This window comes from Candidatus Erwinia haradaeae, from assembly GCF_900699015.1.
In the GTDB taxonomy this organism is placed as follows: Bacteria; Pseudomonadota; Gammaproteobacteria; order Enterobacterales; family Enterobacteriaceae; genus Erwinia_E; species Erwinia_E haradaeae_E.
The window spans coordinates 591,685-608,337 of the sequence record NZ_LR217737.1 but is presented as its reverse complement, the minus strand read 5'-3'; the positions used below and the strand labels follow the sequence as shown (position 1 = coordinate 608,337).

Annotated in this window: 7 protein-coding genes and 1 pseudogene; 3 read left to right on the top strand and 5 right to left on the bottom strand. The window is 26.7% G+C overall.

All coding sequences use genetic code 11. The features are described from left to right. The first annotated feature begins 154 nt into the window (after window positions 1-154). Complete coding sequence (ybeY, locus tag ERCIPICE3303_RS01790) at window positions 155-610, top strand: rRNA maturation RNase YbeY (RefSeq protein WP_157991022.1); 456 nt, start codon at window positions 155-157, stop codon at window positions 608-610. Window positions 611-2,442: 1,832 nt separating this feature from the next. After that, window positions 2,443-3,999 carry an apolipoprotein N-acyltransferase gene (lnt, locus tag ERCIPICE3303_RS01785; protein WP_232515412.1) on the top strand — a complete coding sequence of 519 codons (1,557 nt, stop codon included), beginning with the start codon at window positions 2,443-2,445 and terminating at the stop codon, window positions 3,997-3,999. A 1,946-nt stretch (window positions 4,000-5,945) separates the two neighbouring features. Here lnt and rlmKL read toward each other — a convergent pair. From rlmKL to accD, 5 genes and pseudogenes are all read right to left on the bottom strand, one after another. After that, a pseudogene (rlmKL, locus tag ERCIPICE3303_RS01780) lies at window positions 5,946-6,902 on the bottom strand (bifunctional 23S rRNA (guanine(2069)-N(7))-methyltransferase RlmK/23S rRNA (guanine(2445)-N(2))-methyltransferase RlmL); the annotation flags it as partial. A gap of 2,348 nt (window positions 6,903-9,250) precedes the next feature. Continuing rightward, a complete protein-coding gene (coaA, locus tag ERCIPICE3303_RS01775; protein ID WP_157991020.1) occupies window positions 9,251-10,138 on the bottom strand; it encodes a type I pantothenate kinase in 888 nt (295 codons plus the stop codon). Between the two features lie 838 nt (window positions 10,139-10,976). Beyond that, window positions 10,977-11,621: an adenylate kinase gene (adk, locus tag ERCIPICE3303_RS01770; RefSeq protein ID WP_157991019.1), complete on the bottom strand. Its 645-nt coding sequence runs from the start codon at window positions 11,619-11,621 to the stop codon at window positions 10,977-10,979. 783 nt (window positions 11,622-12,404) lie between these two features. Beyond that, window positions 12,405-13,658 carry a bifunctional tetrahydrofolate synthase/dihydrofolate synthase gene (folC, locus tag ERCIPICE3303_RS01765; protein ID WP_157991302.1) on the bottom strand — a complete coding sequence of 418 codons (1,254 nt, stop codon included), beginning with the start codon at window positions 13,656-13,658 and terminating at the stop codon, window positions 12,405-12,407. A gap of 72 nt (window positions 13,659-13,730) precedes the next feature. After that, on the bottom strand, window positions 13,731-14,627 hold the full coding sequence (gene accD / locus ERCIPICE3303_RS01760) for an acetyl-CoA carboxylase, carboxyltransferase subunit beta (RefSeq protein WP_157991018.1): 897 nt from the start codon (window positions 14,625-14,627) through the stop codon (window positions 13,731-13,733). Window positions 14,628-15,011: 384 nt separating this feature from the next. On the opposite strand from accD, the gene lpcA reads away from it, so the two are divergent. Beyond that, entirely contained in the window at window positions 15,012-15,590 is a 579-nt protein-coding gene (gene lpcA, locus ERCIPICE3303_RS01755; protein ID WP_157991017.1) for a D-sedoheptulose 7-phosphate isomerase, read from the top strand. The last annotated feature ends 1,063 nt before the right edge of the window (window positions 15,591-16,653 follow it).

Sequence of the window (16,653 nt, the reverse complement as noted above, 5' to 3'; positions counted from 1 at the left end):
GTTTTATTAAATATGTATAAGCATTGAAGTAAACTTAGATGGTTTGAAAGTAATTATAATTTAATTTTTTTGAAATGATCTGGATTTTTATGTTAGTTTTCTTTTTTTAAATTATTTTAAAAATAATGTTCTGTATACAAAAGACTGTTTTGCTATGATTCTAAATTTGCAACTCGCCTGTAAAAATAAGAAGAATTTACCAACAGAATCTGATTTTTATCACTGGTTGACAGTGATGTGTGTGTATTTTCATCCAGAAAAAGAGATCACTATACGCGTGGTAGATATAAAAGAGATGATCTTATTGAACCATAAATTTTGTGGTAAAGATACGTCAACTAATGTTCTTTCCTTCCCGTTCGAAAATATTCCTGGAACAACTTTTCCTTTACTTGGTGACATAATTATTTGTCGACAAGTCGTAGAATTAGAATCCTCCTTGCAATATAAAGCACTGACTGCGCATTGGGCCCACATGACAATTCATGGTGCTCTTCATTTGTTGGGCTATAATCATGTTTCTGAAAATGAAGCCTTAATTATGCAAAGCATAGAGGTTAAATCATTAATGAAACTAGGTTATCCTGATCCTTATATTTCAGAGAAATAAGTTCATATACTAAACCATACACAATATCTTATTAGTAATAACCTTGTATTATAAAAGATTTGATAAACTTTTAACTTTAAAGAAGATGATCAATATCATCAATACTAGGTATGACATTACATCAATTCTTTTTGTGGAACACATTAAATCTAATAAAAATTGTTCTTTACATTAGAGACTATTATCAATCTAATTTCTGGATTTTATATTGATTTTCGGTATATAATATTCAGATTTTTCTCTATTTTGTTTTCATGTAAATAAATATTTTTATCTTTTTATAATCATTAGATGATGATATATGTAATTATATTGAATATAATTCACACATATATATATTGCGCATATGATGTTTTTTCTAAAAAATAATTACTTAAAGTCCTATTTTGTGATTAAGTCTATCTCTAATTACGCATCCTACTTAGATAAAATAAATTCTTTTAATCTAGATAGTTTTATGATTAAAGTAATGATGCTATCTGATATCATATTATAAATATATATCATAATTCTATAAATATAGCGAATAAATTATTTAAATGTACAAGATCAATATTGTTTTTATTAAAAATATAATAGCAATTATTATTGTTAGTGACTAGAGTTTACATTTTTAATTTATTAATCTTATTTTTAAAATACGATATGTTATATATAACATATCGTATTTAATTTAGTTAATAAGATATAGATACTTCTTAATTAATAAGAAGAGTCATGATAGGTGTGATTTTATTTTTATTGAACATATTATTTGTATATATTATAAAATAATATAGGTAGTTTTTGTCAGTTAGACAATGAATTTAGAGTGTACTGCTTTTTATGTGCAATTAGAATTGCATATTCTTCACTGAAATTTTCTTAATCTTGTTCATGTATAAGGTTTAGGTTATATTAACAGTAAAAGTAGTTACTCTAATATGAGATCATGTCCTCTCATTATAGATACCTATCATATTAGAAGAGAATATAAAAGTGATGAATTATGCTTGTTTGATTAAACTATGATAATCAATAAAGAATAAGAGGGTTCTATTTTTTGCTTTAACGAGTTATTCCATAATATATTGAAAATAATGATAGTTTTATCAATAAATATTCTATACTTAAGAATAGAAATTGAATTTATTGGAACGCTTATTGGGTTTTGGAAAAGATATATTCATATTGTTATTGATAAGGGGTTCTAATCTTCTATTTTAGTTTGTTGATGATAATGAACAAGTAAGACTAGATTATGACATAATCTTTTCAGAAGAAAATGCTTCCTAATCTTTTGTTTTTCTACAATTAATTAATTATCAGAATTATAATAGTAGATATTATTTTATTTAAAAAATCAATTTTTTGCGGATCATTTATAAAATTTAAACCCTTAAATTATAGAAGGTAATTTGGTTTTATTTTAAGTGGGACTAGGATATAAGTTAATTACGCGTTATTTAGGAAAAAGTTATTTTAGATTTATCTATATGACCAATTTAATCGATTAATTTAATATTTTATTATTAATTGAAATTTTGAATTATTATGCAAGTTAATCTTAAGAATATAGGAAAGATTGTTCTTAAATTAAAAAGTTATAATATTTCTTATTTTTGTGTAAGTGTGTATGACATCTATCCACTAACTCTAATGTTCGAATCTTGATATAATATTTACCATAAGTTTCGCTGTGAAAGAAATGAGTAGTGATAAGTGATCTAATTATAACGGTGGCTACTTGTTTTTTAAAACAAGATGAACATTCTTCAAGATAGGATATTGTACTTTTTAAGTAGCCGCATCATCTAGTCCATGTATTATAAAGATCCATATAATAATATAAAATGCATCTATATCTCATCGGGAAGCGTTTCATTCACTATGTAATGAATATTGGTTATCACCAACAGTGGGTTCGTTTGTTATTATCATTAACTTCAGGAGCAATGGGTACACTTAGTTTTTCTCCATATAATATTTGGCCTGCTGCTTTAATTTCATTATTTGGCTTACAAATTCTAACACTTAGTCGTACTATTTATCAGGTAAGTGGTATTGGTTTTATATGGGGTGTAGGTTTATTTGGTAGTGGTATTAGCTGGGTTTATACTAGTATCGCTTCTTTTAGCGGTATGCCTTGTCTGATTAATATGCTATTAGTTCTCTTTTTTATTTTTTATTTATCTTTCTACCCGCTTTTATTTACTATAATTCTTAATTTTTTGTGTATGGAGGTCTGTTTTCTGCGTTGTGTCATTGTAGCTCCAGCACTTTGGCAGATTACTGAGTTTTTAAGAGGATCGATTCTAACTGGATTTCCATGGTTACAATTTGGCTATAGTCAAGTTGATGGTCCACTAAAATTTTTAGCCCCAGTTATAGGGGTAGAAGGGATTACTTTTACTCTGATGATTATTACGGGTTTAATTGTACATGCAGTATTTAAGAGGAATGTAATTTCTGTACTAGCGATTACATTATTATTACTAATCCATTGGCCTCTACGTATGTTTTATTGGTTTAAGCCTTTATCACAGCGAGCAGTCAATGTAGCATTAGTACAGGGAAATATTGCACCATCATTGAAAAGAGATACGAAACAGTTAAATCATATATTGAATACTTATACTCAATTAAGTGATCCTTATATAGGGAAGGTACCAATTATTATTTGGCCTGAATCCGCTATTCCTGATCTTGAAGGTAATCAGCAGTCATTTTTGAGCACTTTCGATCATAAATTACAGATGTCAGATACTATCGTAGTCACAGGGATTTTAGATGCTCGATTAAAGGAAGATTCTTATCACATTTATAATTCTATAATTGTTTTTGGTGCTCATCAACCTTATAATTATTTTAGAAGCAGTCGATATCAGAAAAATCATCTAGTTCCGTTTGGGGAATATATTCCATTAGAACATTTTCTTCGTCTTTTTAGATCTTTTGTGAACTTTCCAATCCCTATATCAGGTCATGGTTCATATATTCAACCTCTCCTCAGAGTTGGAAATTACAACTTATCACCTTCTATATGTTATGAAGTTGTTTTGAGACAAAAAATATATGATAATTTTCGTTCAGAAAGTGATTTTTTTATAATATTATCTAATGATGCATGGTTTGGGCAATCTATTGCTCCTTGGCAGCATATTCAAATGGCTCAAATGCGTTCTCTAGAGTTAGGGCGTCCTTCATTATATAGTAGTAATAATGGAGTAACTGCTATTATTGATGCTAATGGAACGATTATTCGCATGATTCCACAGTTTGTCAGTGGAGTCCTCGTGGAAAAAGTAATACCTACGACTGGATTAACACCTTATTCTCGTTTTGGAAATTGGAGTGTCTGGGTTATAACACTGTATTTTCTGATGTTTAGATTGTTTTATGTTTTTTAGTCATAGATAAATTATTTTTTATTTAATTGGTTCAGTGCTATAAATGGTTGGGGTAAGATCATATCTATTATTATTTTTTATTTCAAATTTTAGGTGAAAATGAATATTAGTAATATTCAGGTATAGAATAACTATTTTAATTCAACTCTTTTATTAAGAGGAAGGTTCTATTTTAATGATCATGATTACCTTATCTTGTATAATCATTAAATCATAATTTTTATATCTTTCTTGAAATTTAATTGATCTATGTTTCTATTAAGAGAAAGACTGTTATCTTGATGATTTTTATAAAGAAGACAAATTATTGTTAATTTTCTTATTTATCTGATGGTATCTTTTTGTACTAACAAGTTATTAATATAATGAAATAATAAGAATATATGTATAATTTATTGGTTTGTATAAAAACTTAGCATTAAGGCATGGAATTATGGTGATTCTAAAAATAGATGATAGATATTTTACTTATCTAAATGGAGATAAGATAAGTTTATTGTTGATGTATTTCTCTATCAGAAGAAATAATATCTAATATGAATAATTGATTTTTATAAATATACTAACTTAAATTTATTCATAAGTATTTTTATATAGTAAGAGATTCAAAGAGAAGTCTATTTATCAATAAAATTCAGTGTTTTTCTGAATACTAAAATTGTTCCATAAGCATAAGTTTTACTAGGATGTTAATTATTAATAAAAATGTATAACGAAGAGTCATAAGTTATTATATAAGTACATATAATTTTATATAGATTTATAATACTGATAATAAATATAAAATCTCATTTATTAATTTTTAATTGAATTAACTCTTTATGTAATATCTATAGATATAGAATAATTTTTCGTTTTTCTAAATATTTTACTTTTATTATTTATTAAATAGTGATATTTAATAATAGTTTTTATCAGTTAATATGATTATATTATTTAATAATATAATAAATTATTAATAATTGATCTATATTCTAATTATTAGAATATTTTTAGTATATATATGATTAATGATAATTAGATAAAAGCATCACGGTTATTTAAATTAATCATCATCAATATTCTAATAGTCTATTTTTCTAAAATAGATCATTAATTAAGTATTATACATACTTTAATGTTATGCTTTCTGATAATACTAAATGTAGTTTTTATATTTTTAGATTGATTTATTAATTTTAATAATTTAAAAAATAATTATAAGAAGTAGAATCTTAAATGGAGGATCAAGATTTCTTGATTTTATTGAGTCTTGATGGTCTATATTATTAAGTGGATTGAGAATACATCAAGAATTTTATATAGGATGGAATAAAATTATATAATACAGGATAGCACATATGTGAATTAATAGTAGTTTTCTATTCTTAAAAATTTTGAGAATTATTTTTGTAATCTAGATAAAAAGAATAATATTGACACATTCTTTTTATAATTAAATATTATTAATTTTTTTCTTGTTTATTCTCTTTATTATGAGATTAAATTAGATAGAAAGTATTAGTCTTAGCTTTTTATCTATAGAAAGTATGATTTATGGCATCCTATTCATGAAATGACATAGTTGTGCTTGCAGTATCTGGTTTTTTTATAAACATAATAGTTATGATAGGTATAGATGTTAGTATTGTCAATAAAATTGGATATAAAATATGTCTATTCATGAAATATTAATATTGATTATGTTAATATACCGTAAAATAACTAGAAATCATATGTAATCAAATAAGGGTTATCTAGAACTTATAATTAGTATCTATAATATTAAAGTGCATCTCTAAATAGTTTGCTGATATGTAAAATTAGCTATTTATTTTCCATATAAAAAAATATAAAAATTATTTTATGATTCTTTAATAATGTAAAATAGAAATTTTCTATTGATTTATAAAATAGAATTTTCAAGTTTTATATTAAAATCATATAACTAGTTATTAAATATTTCTTTAATTTTTATGAAGATGAGTAATTAACCAACAGGTATGAGTAGGACGGGAGTGGGAAAAATCTCGTGGTTTTGTCTTAGAACTTAGTTCAGTAGCTTTTAAATTTAAAAGATTTAATCCAGTGATATTCATTTTAAAGTTCTGTTTATTATTAGAAAATATGATAGAACCTCTATAATGAAGTAGACGTTTTAGATGTTTTATAACTTTTATATGATCACGTTGAATATCAAAATGATTGTTCATGCGTTTAGAGTTAGTAAAAGTAGGAGGGTCAATAAAAATGAGATCAAATATTTCTACACTCTCACGCAGCCAATGTAAACAATCAGTCTGAATGAGCCGATGATTATCTCCTAATAATCCATTCAAACGCATATTTCTTTCAGCCCAATTTATATAAGTACGTGATATATCAATAGTAGTAGTACTCAGAGCTCCACCTAGACCAGCATGTACACTAGCGCTTCCTGTATAAGAAAATAGATTAAGAAATTTTTTTCCATTACTCATTTTTCCTAATATTTTTCGTGTGATCCGATTGTCAAGGAATATACCAGTATCTAGATAATCAGTTAAATTAACTAATAACTTTGCATTAAATTCCATAACTTCTAAGAAGTTTCCATTATTATTTAATTTTTGATATTGCTTATTTCTTCCTTTTTGTTTGCTACGAATTTTTAATATTAACTTATGAGGCAATATATGTAATACATCTATAGTTGTTGTGATAACGTCCAATAGACGTTGTTGTGCTTTAGACGGATTAATAATATATGGTGGTGAGTACTCTTGAATCAAAACCCAGTCGCTATAACGATCGATGGTTACTTTGTAATCTGGTAAATCGCAATCATAGATACGGTAACACTCGATCCCTTCATTCTGTGCCCATTTATCTAATTTTTTTATATTCTTACGAAGACGATTAGCATAATCAATAACATATCGACCAGGAAGCAGAAATAAATCTGTTTGTTGTCTAATAATTCCCTCATTCTGTAATATGTAGTTATTCACGTTATTCTCTTAATCTTTTACTTAATATATAAGAAGATATGACTGTATTATTATAATTAAATTATGCTAAAAAAATATGTTTTTGTTATTATAATAATTTGCTATAATAATTGTTTGTTAGATATATACGGTAAAATAAGTAAATTGTTATTACAAATGAAAGTAAGGATTATTAAATATATTTGAGTTAATCTTACGTATATTAAATTAGTGGGTAATGTTAAGCTAACTTACAGAATACTGATACATCACATACACCGATTAATTCTTAAAACCTATCTATTTATAAATTATTATTTTTAATCATAATCATTGACATCATAGGTTCTTTATTATGTTTTATTGTATATCTTTTATTATTTGATATATAATTTGAATTTATGAATCAAAACTATACTACATTTTATTAGATAAATAATGAATTACATCATTAAAAATGATATGTAATAGATTTTAAATCTAACATTACTATTACAAAATACACTGGCATAGTTTCCAGAAATTTAAAGAGATACATTAAGATATTCATGAGTATTGAGTATTCATTACAAGATATTTTCATTAATTTATCCTATTTTTATAAATTACAATAAGATTTTAGTGGTTATGTATTGACATGATATTCACTTATTATTTAATTCTAATTTAAATAGGATTTAAGATATATTGAATTTTAAGGGATGTAATTAGGGCCAAGAAGATGGTACTATATCAAATATATATGGATGCAATTGTGTCCTTAAACAACGATACTGATTCTTATATTTTTGTCATATGATTGCATCATACATGATGAAGATTTTATATTGCTTCATTCCTCCTTATAATTATTTCTTATTTGTATATCTAAGGTTTTAGAATAAAAAAATTTAAATAATCTAAAATTATAGAGTATACAATACAGTAGATCTTAATATAGTATTTAACTTAAAAGAATAGATATAATTAATTTTAGTTCATACTTTTGATGACTTGATAAGTTATGAATCTTCTAATATTTTTATTACACTTTTTAATATGTATTACGTAGAATAGAATTAAATAAGAGAAATGATAGCGAGTTAGTGAATAATTAGAGAGTTAATCAATAAAAATAATTTTTACAAGAGAAGACAATCTATATTAGAATGATTAGATGTTATCGCATAACAGTAACTTGTTGTTTAATATTTTGATATATTTAAAATATAAGTTTTAGATTTCATAAATAAATTATAAAGATATACTACAATATGTGAGTGATACTATTGAATAGAAAATTCAAATTAGATGTCTTTATTTTTCTAATACGAAATTGATATCATTAATTATACATCTAGATCTTATTCAATAATTTTAATTTAATTGAGTAATTCAATAAACCTCTATTATTAGAGGTCGAATGATTAGATCATTTTAGCTGATAATGCTAGACCAGTATTATACATGCATAATACCTATCTAATAGATATGATAATAACATACTGTTATTATCACCATTATTTAAGTAGGTATTAAATAGTCTGGTTTATAAAAAGGTTAATATGATCTTATAGACTTTTACTATATAATTTTTATTTTATATATTAATGTATATAGCTAACCAAAAAGTTTTATTTCTATAATCGTTAGTAATAAAATTCCCTATTGGAATTCAATGAAATTTTTATATATTATGGTTAAATAACCTTTTAAATCTAGATGTACTCAGAATTCAATTCAAATAAATTATTATGTCTTATATATGAAGAGATAGATAAGGAAATATAGTTTTTTATTAAAAATAAAAACTATATTTTAAGTTTTTATATAAAAATTTATTTAGCATCTTTCATATGCATACTGCTATTAGGTAGTAATAATCTTTCTATTTCAATTTTATTAAAGAGTAAAAATACATATTTATATAAATTTAATATAATTTATTTTTATAACTTGATCGGAAATATGATAGAGAATGTGTACTAAAGACATCCAATTTTTAAAAAATATAAAGATTTTACAGTGATATTTTCTATAGATCTATTAACTATAGATAAGTTGATCATCTATTTATTTAGATGAATATTATATTTTAAATAAAAATAATGATTTATATTTTATTATATAAAGATGTATATATTTTATAGTTAGTTATTAGCTAATCATCTTAAGACGCCTTAAGTCTATATGATATCAATATAGATTGATATATATCAAGCTTATATTGACTATTATTTTTAGTAAAAATTGAAATATTTAAATGTGATATTTTGTTTTAAACAGAACAAGTTTTCTTATGTCTAGTCTATGCTCTTTAAGAATTAATTTTTATTGTTTAGTTCATTCCTTTTCATTTGAAATGATTGAACAAAATGGTTTACGCTTTTAGTTATCACTAAAGTAGCGTACTTGCGTGTAGGAAGAATATTATCTATTAAATTACGATAATTGACCGTATACCATATTTTTCGGGCAATTTCCATAGACTCTAGAGTAGATAATTGCGAATAATAGTAAAAATAAGATTGTTGATTGGTAAAAGAACGTTGCCGTAATCTAAGAAAGCGGCTAATATACCATGATTGAAGTAGATCATGTGACGCATCAATATAGATAGAAAAATCTATAAAATCTGATACAGAAACCATATGAGAAATATGTTCATTATTCATTCCTCTTTGTAAGACATTTAGTCCTTCCAGGATTAAAATATCAGGTTTTTGAACTATTTGTTTCTTGCTAGGAATTACATCAGAAATGAGATGAGAATATAATGGTGCTATGATTGGAGAAAAGTCTGATTTTAGATCTAAGACGAATTGAACTAAACGATAGACATCGTAAGATAGAGGAAATCCTTTTTTCGTTATTAAACCTCGGTCGTTAAGTACAGAATTAGGATATAGAAATCCATCAGTGCTGATTAATTCAACGTATTTATATTTTAGATAACCATTTAGTAATATTTGAAATATACGGGCCATGGTACTTTTTCCAGATGCAACACTACCTGTAATGCTAATGACATAAGGAATTGTCTGCTTATGGATATCAAAATTATCTTCGCTTACATTTTGAGATTGTCTCTGCAAACTAATATAAAAACTAATTAAACGAGATAGAGGAAGATATACTTCTATCACCTCTGGAATTGAGATATCTTGATTAATTTTTTTTAATTGAGTAATTGTTTCTTCTGAGAGTTTCATTAAAATTCAGTTATAAAATTCGTCTTATTAGTTATAGTGTAAAATACAAATCAGATCTGATGCACATGAGTTGTCGTTCGTATGGATATTTCTACTAGTAATATTCAGTTTCTATAAAATATCGTTTTATCTCTCCAAATCGAATGCGGTTTCTTGCTATTGTAGTAGACATAAGATGAGAAAACATAAGCTGACACGTAGTTCGCATATATGTAACAATAAAATAAATTAGAGAAAACACTTAATCCTAAAATATTACAAGATTCTCATAGAGAATTAGATAGTTTCATGTTATAAAAAAATTGTGTTATATTGAATAATTATATTCAACATACAATTATTAAATCAATTTTTTTTATTTAATACTCTAGTAGACATAAGATTGAATAGAATCACTTAATATAGTGTGATCTTAATATAATTAAATAACACTATTTCTTAGAACATATTAGCATGGATTCTATCTATATATCTAAAATAGTGATGATATTTACTATATGATACTGTAGTTTTTCTTGTTATCTTAATAAGATAACCTAATAATAATATTATTATAGGATACATTGAATTATTGGAGATAGTTTACATTATTTCTATTTATTACAGAAAAGCGTGATATTTGATTTACTATCTATAGATTTATTACTAATAGCTGTTATAGTTATTCCAAATTTGGATAAAAAGAAAGAGGATTTAATCGTATTATTAATTTTACTTATATAATAATAATTAAATTTTTAAATTTCTTTATACATAGAAAAGATAGATTGTAAATTAATAAAAATTATTGATTATTTTACTGATAATTCACGAGTCAATGAAATTTGATAATATCGAATTATTCGAGAAAGCTGATTAGATCCTTGCTGATTTCAGTAACTGAACGAGAACTGTCAATCGCATGGTATGTTATATTACCCAAGCACTCTTCTTGACGATAGAAATGAATGAGTGGTTTAGTAAGATAATGATATTCCGTCAGACGGTGATGGATGGCTTCTATTCTATCATCCTCACGTATAATTAGTGGTTCTCCAGTAATATCATCTTTTTCAGCTATTTTAGGTGGATAGGACGTAACATGATATATTCGACCCGAAGTTTCATGTATGCGGCGTCCATTCAGTCTATTAATAATTAATTGATCTGGTAAATTAAACTCTAATACTTTATCAATTTTGATACCTATTTCTTTTATGGCAAGAGCTTGCGCTATTGTTCGAGGGAACCCGTCTAATAAGAATCCTTTTGCACAATCTTCTTCTTGAAGACGATTGTTTACCAATTGAATTACTAGTTCATCAGTAACAAGTTTGCCCACACTTAGCAATTTTTTTGCTTGTTGACCTAGCTTTGAATTTACTCTAATGGCTTGACGTAACATTTCTCCTGTCGAGATCTGAGGAATGTGATATTTTTTTACAATTAACTGAGATTGAGTCCCCTTTCCAGTACCCGGGGCTCCAAGTAAGATAATACGCATGAAGCTAATCCTCTTTTTAGTACTGAATAATATTAGTATTTCGCACATCTTATAAACAATTCGTATTTTTTTTAAAAAATAAAATATTTCATTGAGGTATTAAAGTAAAATATATGAATTATATTATTCATCTAATTATTTATATAGCTTATACGAAATTATATCTATTGATTCGATTTATTATTGCTATTTAGATCGATGAGTCATCTCATTAAATTTAGAAAATTAATTTAAAATATCATAATGAATCATATAATACTATTTTATAGTAGACTTAGATCTAAGCGTATAAAACCTTATTGACCATCGTTGTAGTAATTATTTAGAGTTATTTTATTCTTTATCAAGCAGACGACTGTTTTTATGAGTTTTCTTCTCTCGACTATATTTTTATCTAAAAAAGATAATAACTTCTATTGACTAAGCAAGAGAATAATTGTCATTAAATGAATTATTTCTCACTAAAATATAAGTTTTATATAAAATATAATATTATTTAGTACGTACTGTGTATTAAAACTATTAGCTGACTTTATAAGGTATAATTAAATTAATTAATTTTTTACTTTTTCCAAACTTAAAGAGTTAGAGTTAGTATTGATAGCTTTTGGAGAATAAAGTTTTTACTTTTATTTGAAATTTTATTTCTTGATCCAAAAAGGTTTTAATGATATTTTTTATTATTTTTTAGAAAATTTACGACTTGTTTAATGTAATTATTATTTTTAATATTCATGATTTTATCATATCAGATAGATTATTTTTATAAATATTTTTCTATTACTATATCTTATATTGATTAATTTTTTTAATAACTTGACCAACGGTATGAAAGGATCCAAAAACTAAAATGATATCTTTTTGTTTTGCATTTTTGAGTGCATCAAGCCAGGCTAATTCTACTGATGGAAAGGGTTTTGCTTGATCCAGATAAGATGCAAGTTTTTTAGCAGTACTACCATATGGTTCTTCTAATGAAGCGCAGTACCAATAATCTACATTATGAATAAGATAGGATAGTGTACCGGCGATATCTTTATCATTACGCATACCGACCACAGCATGTATCTCTGAATTTTGTTGAATTTTTATAAGTCTTTGTGAGAGATATTGTGCTGCATGAGGGTTATGTGCTACATCAAGAATGACTCGAGGTGCTTCAGATACGATCTGAAATCGACCAGGTAGAGTGGCTTGGTTAAGAGAGTGCTGTATATTGTTTTTATCAATATGGAAAGGAGAACTGCGTAATGCAGCAAGCGCAGTAGCAGCATTTCTTATCGGTATTTCTGGTAATGATAAATGTTCAATACTTCCATTTAAATCATAAAAAACCCAACTATTAGTAGTTGTCCTATATGACCAAGTAGAGTCATACTGATGTAGTATAGCACCTTTTTCTATTGCTGTATCTTTAACAGACTGTGGTAAATAAGGCTCTCCAATTACTGCTAGTTTTCCCTTTCGAAATATCCCAGCCTTCTCGTATCCAATTTTTTCACGGTCTGTTCCAAGAAGCATTGTATGATCAAGAGCAATATTAGTCACTACTGCTACATCTGTATCTATAATATTAGTAGCATCCAGCCGACCTCCTAAACCAACTTCTAGGATTAAGACATCTAGACATGCTTGTTTAAATAACCATAATGCTGATAATGTACCAAACTCAAAATAAGTAAGAGGGATGTTAGAGCGTGCTGATTCAACTTCTGAAAATGCTGATGTATGCTCAATATCCGTTAGCTCTTTTCCCTGAATACGAACGCGTTCAGTATAGTGTACAAGATGTGGGGAATTATACACTCCAACTTTATAACCTCCAGCCAATAACATCGTTTCTAGCGCTCGGCAAGTTGTACCTTTACCATTAGTTCCAGCAACAGTAAAAACAAACGAAGAGGGACTTAATAGGTTTAGTGCTGCCCCGACATGTCTGACACGAGTCAATCCGAGGTCAATGGATTGACTATGGAGATGTTTTAGATAATGCAACCAAGATGCTATAGATGATGTATTCTGAGGAAGGTTATTCATTTTTTTGAGCACGTGAAGTACAGATATATGTTTGCGTAGGTTGTATATTTTTATTTTTAGTAATCTAGTCTGTTAGTCTCTATCTTTCAGTAACGATATATCAACAACTTCCTTTGGTGAAGGAAGGTTCATCATTTTAGATAAAATACTAGCAATTTTACATCGCATTACTGGGCGTCGCAAGATCATATCAATTGCCCCCTTTTCAATAAGAAATTCACTACGTTGAAAGCCAGCTGGTAGTTTTTCACGCACTGTTTGCTCAATAACTCGTGGTCCAGCAAAACCAATTAGTGCATTTGGTTCTGCAATATTGAGATCGCCAAGCATCGCAACACTAGCAGATACTCCTCCCATTGTGGGATCAGTCAGTACTGAGATATACGGTAAGCCTTGTTTTTGCATTTTGGCTAGTGCAGCACTTGTTTTCGCCATCTGCATGAGTGATATGAGTGATTCTTGCATTCGCGCTCCTCCTGAAGCTGAAAAACAGATCATAGGACAATGATCTTTAATAGATTGCTCTACCGCACACACAAAGCGTCCTCCAACTACTGAGCCCATTGAGCCGCCCATAAAGAAAAATTCAAAAGCTGCTGAAACAACTGGTATACCACATAAAGTTCCCTTCATTACTATCAGCGCATCTTTTTCCTTAGTCTCTTTTTGAGCAGTAATTAAACGATCTTTGTATTTTTTAGAATCTCGAAACTTTAGTACATCTCTAGGTTCCATTTCACTACCAAGCTCAAGAAGTGAACCAGAGTCTAAAAAACTGCAAAGACGATCACGACCATGCATACGCATATGATGATCACATTTTGGACATACTTCGAGATTACGTTTGAGTTCGGCGCGATAAAGGACTTGTCCGCAGCTATCACATTTTGTCCATAGTCCTTCGGGGATGCATGCTTTTCGTGATGGGGTGATTCTCCTTTTATTAAAAATACGTTCAATCCAACTCATCGCTAACCTGTGATATTTTGTATAACTGACTTTTTCTCTTATAAAAGAATCAGATTATAGTGTATAAAATAATATTTCGATGTATATATATTTAGAATCGAATCATTGGTAGTCATATCAATGATTCGATTCCATATTTTTGTGAGAACTATGGATTGAACATTGTATGTACTTAATTGCAATATTAATATGTTAACATATATTCGGATATATGTTAAATATCTTGTAGAGAACTATCATTTTTCTTATTATATTTGAACCTAATGCTTTAAGTTCTTCTTAACAGAAGACAAATAAATATTGGTATTTATGATAATTAGCGTATCACTTTTTTATTCTTACTAGTTCAACTATGATAAGCTTCTCGCTTACAAGGATTTTTTTATGTATCAGGATCTTATCCTTTCTGAACTTAATCAAGCAGCAGATACGTTAACTTTTTTTCTAAAAAAGAAAGAAAATATTGAATTAATTCAGAGTGCAGGAGTGTTATTAGCCAATTCCTTTAAATTAGGAGGAAAAGTTCTTTCTTGTGGTAATGGTGGATCGCATTGTGACGCAATGCATTTTGCAGAAGAGCTTACTGGTCGTTATAGAGAGAATCGTCGAGGATATCCTGCAATTGCTATTTCTGATATCGGTCATTTTTCTTGCGTTAGTAATGATTTTGGATATGATTATGTTTTTTCACGTTATATTGAAGCCGTAGGTAAACCAGGAGATGTGTTATTTGGATTGTCTACTTCTGGGTCTTCAGTTAACATGATTGAAGCAGTAAAAGCAGCATATCATCAAAAAATGAAATCAATCATTCTTACAGGAAAAAATAATACTGTAATAAAAAGTATTGCGGATTTAGTAATTTGTGTTTCACATGCTGGCTATGCTGATCGAATTCAGGAAGTGCACATCAAAATTATTCATATTTTAATCTTATTAATTGAACAAGAGATGAAAAGATAAGCATAATTATTTTATATATCAGTATTGATAAAATACAATCTAGTATATACTAGATTAATAATTAACTATATTTTCTTTCTCGAGTATTAACGCAATACTGATATATTTTAATAATAAAGCATCACGGCATAATTGCTGAGAGAGGTCTATAAAATTTTAAAATATTCAATGATCGGTTAAAACCAATATTATTTTAAGGTAGTTCGGGAAATATAAATATATGTTTTATTAGAGTTGATTTGAATATGGTGTTCCAACATGGACAAACAATATATAGTTTTCTCTAGAATGTACTAAATCTTATTGATATAATGTGGACAATATCCACATATAAGACAGGTTTAAAGACAATATTCGAGAGAGAAATGTGATTTTTGATCATAAATAATGATAATTGATAATTAAGAAAATATCTAAAATCTCTCCCACTGTCTAATAATGATCTGACTATCTAATTATTTAATGTTTTTCATATCTTTCTGAGGAAAGAAGTCTGATATTAATGGGTGTTTATTTAATTACTCTTAATTAAACAGGAAAGTTTTTCTGATTATATCAGAGCATCACATATAAAAATGAATTCAAGATCAATATAGATATTTAGATTATTTTTTCCTGCTTTATTATCTATTATCGTGTATTCTATTGTTTTCTTTTATCAAGGAAAAAGTTCATCAAGTGTGATGAATGTGATTTAATTTGAAAATCAAAGTTTAAAAATTGGATTGTTATTTCCATATTATCTATATCAATAAATAATATTTCTAATAATTATATATTAATTTATTAATTAATGTTTGATATTGTGATCATTACATAATCATTATTAAATATAATTATAGTTTAGTGTACATAAAATATATTATTTTCTTAATTATTTAAGGTACTTCTAGATTAGAAATCACTCAATGAAATATTCAAGAATATTATATGCTGAAATACAATATAACTATTTATCGACGTATTATTGAATTAACTTCAAATTATACAAAGCAAACATAACCTCTTTGATTTTTTATTAATATGAGTTGATCTCGTTCTCTAATTAACATAGGATTAAATT

Coding starts and splice junctions, on each gene's coding strand:
- ybeY (WP_157991022.1), top strand. CDS start 155: ATGATTCTAAATTTGCAACTCGCCTGTAAAAATAAGAAGAATTTACCA.
- lnt (WP_232515412.1), top strand. CDS start 2,443: ATGCATCTATATCTCATCGGGAAGCGTTTCATTCACTATGTAATGAAT.
- coaA (WP_157991020.1), bottom strand. CDS start 10,138: ATGAAACTCTCAGAAGAAACAATTACTCAATTAAAAAAAATTAATCAA.
- adk (WP_157991019.1), bottom strand. CDS start 11,621: ATGCGTATTATCTTACTTGGAGCCCCGGGTACTGGAAAGGGGACTCAA.
- folC (WP_157991302.1), bottom strand. CDS start 13,658: ATGAATAACCTTCCTCAGAATACATCATCTATAGCATCTTGGTTGCAT.
- accD (WP_157991018.1), bottom strand. CDS start 14,627: ATGAGTTGGATTGAACGTATTTTTAATAAAAGGAGAATCACCCCATCA.
- lpcA (WP_157991017.1), top strand. CDS start 15,012: ATGTATCAGGATCTTATCCTTTCTGAACTTAATCAAGCAGCAGATACG.